Source organism: Streptomyces sp. SAS_270 (assembly GCF_052543295.1).
In genome coordinates, this window is sequence record NZ_JBMNDS010000084.1 from 43,444 (window position 1) to 45,495 (window position 2,052).

Consider the following 2,052-nt stretch of genomic DNA (forward strand, 5'->3'; position numbering starts at 1 on the left):
GCACTGCGGTGCGACGGGGTTCGTTCCCTTGACGAGGAGCACCGTGCCCGAGTTGCCCGAGGTCGAAGTGGTACGGCGCGGTCTGGAGCGCTGGGTCAGCGGGCGGGCCGTGAAGACCGTCGAGGTACGGCACCCACGGGCCGTACGACGGCATCTGGCGGGACCCGAAGGCTTCGCGAAGGCGCTCGCGGGGCACCGCATCGGCGAGGCCCGGCGGCGCGGCAAGTACCTGTGGCTGCCGCTCGACGACTCGCCTTTCTCCGTGCTCGCGCACCTCGGCATGAGCGGTCAGCTCCTGGTGCAGCCCGAGGACGCCCCCGACGAGAAGCACCTGCGCGTCCGTATCCGCTTCGAGGACGCCCTCGGCACCGAGCTGCGCTTCGTCGACCAGCGCACCTTCGGCGGACTCTCCCTGCACGAGAACACTCCCGACGGCCTGCCGGACGTCATCGCGCACATCGCGCGCGACCCGCTGGATCCCCTGTTCGACGACACCGCGTTCCACACGGCGCTGCGTGCCCGGCGCACGACCATCAAGCGCGCGCTGCTCGACCAGTCACTGATCAGCGGCGTCGGCAACATCTACGCCGACGAGGCGCTCTGGCGCTCCAGGCTGCACTACGAGCGCCCCACGGAAACCTTCACCCGGCCGCGCACCACCGAGCTGCTCGGCCACATCCGCGACGTCATGAACGACGCGCTCGCCGCAGGGGGCACCAGCTTCGACAGCCTGTACGTCAACGTCAACGGTGAGTCGGGGTACTTCGACCGGTCGCTCGACGCGTACGGGCGTGAGGGCGAGCCCTGCCGCCGGTGCGGGACGCCGATGCGCCGGCGCGCGTGGATGAACCGGTCCAGCTACTTCTGCCCGCGCTGTCAGCGGGCGCCGCGCGTCTCGTCGTAGGACTCGCGGGCCGTGAGTACGTCGTCCATGTGGCCCTCCACGAAGTGGACGAGGGTCAGCACGCGCTCGGCGACCTCGCGGCCGAGCGGGGTGAGCCGGTAGTCGACGCGCGGCGGGTTCGTGGGCTGCGCCTCGCGGTGCACCAGGCCGTCGCGCTCCAGTGCGTGCAGGGTCTGGGAGAGCATCTTCTCGCTGACGCCGTCGACGCGTCGGCGCAGTTCGTTGAAGCGGGACGAGCCGTCGTACAGCGCGCCCAGCGTGAGTGAACCCCAGCGGCCGGTGACGTGCTCCAGGGTGCCGCGGGAGGGGCACGCCTTGGCGAACACGTTGTACGGAAGGTCCTGCTCCTCCGTGCGCTCCTGTGTGATGTCCATTCCTCAAGCGTACTCGAGTGCAGCGCTAACCAGGAGGTTGCACTAACTAGAAGTTAGTGCTTTCCTTTTGGCATTGCCGGTGAGCTGCCGCTTCGGCGCGGCTCCCGTTTTCGTCCCCATGAGGAGTACGTAACGTGACCACCCCTGTTGTCTCCATCGCCTACCACTCGGGCTACGGCCACACGGCGGTCCTCGCCGAGGCGGTCCGCGCGGGTGCCATCGACGCGGGCGCCGAGGTGCACCTGATCGACGTCTCCGAGATCACCGAGGAGCAGTGGGCGAGCCTCGACGCCTCGGACGCGATCGTCTTCGGCTCGCCGACGTACATGGGCACCGCGTCCGGCGCCTTCCACGTCTTCGCGGAGGCGTCCTCCAAGCGCTGGTTCGGGCAGGACTGGAAGGACAAGCTGGCCGCCGGCTTCACCAACTCCGGCTCCAAGAGCGGCGACAAGCTGCACACCCTGCAGTTCTTCCAGATCCTCGCCGCGCAGCACGGCATGAACTGGGTCAACCTCGGCCTGCACCCGGGCTGGAACAACAGCGAGGGCTCCGAGCACGACCTGAACCGCCTCGGTGTCTTCGCCGGTGCGGCCGCCCAGACGAACGTCGACGAGGGCCCCGACGCCGTCCACAAGTCCGACACGGCCACCGCCGAACACCTCGGCCGCCGTGTCGCGGAGACGGCGCGCGTCTTCACCCTGGGGCGCGCGGCCGCGTAACCCGCACACCCCGCGTACGCGGATGCCCCGGACGGCAACAACCGCTCCGGGGAGA

General features: G+C 69.6%; 3 protein-coding genes. 2 read left to right on the forward strand and 1 reads right to left on the reverse strand.

Going from position 1 to position 2,052, the window contains the following annotated elements; translation table 11 throughout:
• Positions 1 to 43 precede the first annotated feature (43 nt).
• Positions 44 to 904 (forward strand): bifunctional DNA-formamidopyrimidine glycosylase/DNA-(apurinic or apyrimidinic site) lyase, encoded by an 861-nt coding sequence (mutM, locus tag ACN6LB_RS37730; protein ID WP_445029790.1) that lies wholly within the window; start codon positions 44 to 46, stop codon positions 902 to 904.
• Here mutM and ACN6LB_RS37735 read toward each other — a convergent pair.
• Positions 877 to 1,278, reverse strand: coding sequence for a winged helix-turn-helix transcriptional regulator (locus ACN6LB_RS37735; protein WP_445029786.1), 402 nt, complete (start codon positions 1,276 to 1,278; stop codon positions 877 to 879). The two genes, mutM and ACN6LB_RS37735, sit on opposite strands and share 28 nt — an antisense overlap.
• A gap of 134 nt (positions 1,279 to 1,412) precedes the next feature.
• On the opposite strand from ACN6LB_RS37735, the gene ACN6LB_RS37740 reads away from it, so the two are divergent.
• Entirely contained in the window at positions 1,413 to 1,997 is a 585-nt protein-coding gene (locus tag ACN6LB_RS37740; protein WP_445029787.1) for a flavodoxin family protein, read from the forward strand.
• Positions 1,998 to 2,052: the final 55 nt, after the last annotated feature.

What these genes read in the sequence shown, in the direction of transcription:
- ACN6LB_RS37735 (WP_445029786.1), bottom strand. Translation starts at nt 1,278, where the DNA reads ATGGACATCACACAGGAGCGCACGGAGGAGCAGGACCTTCCGTACAAC.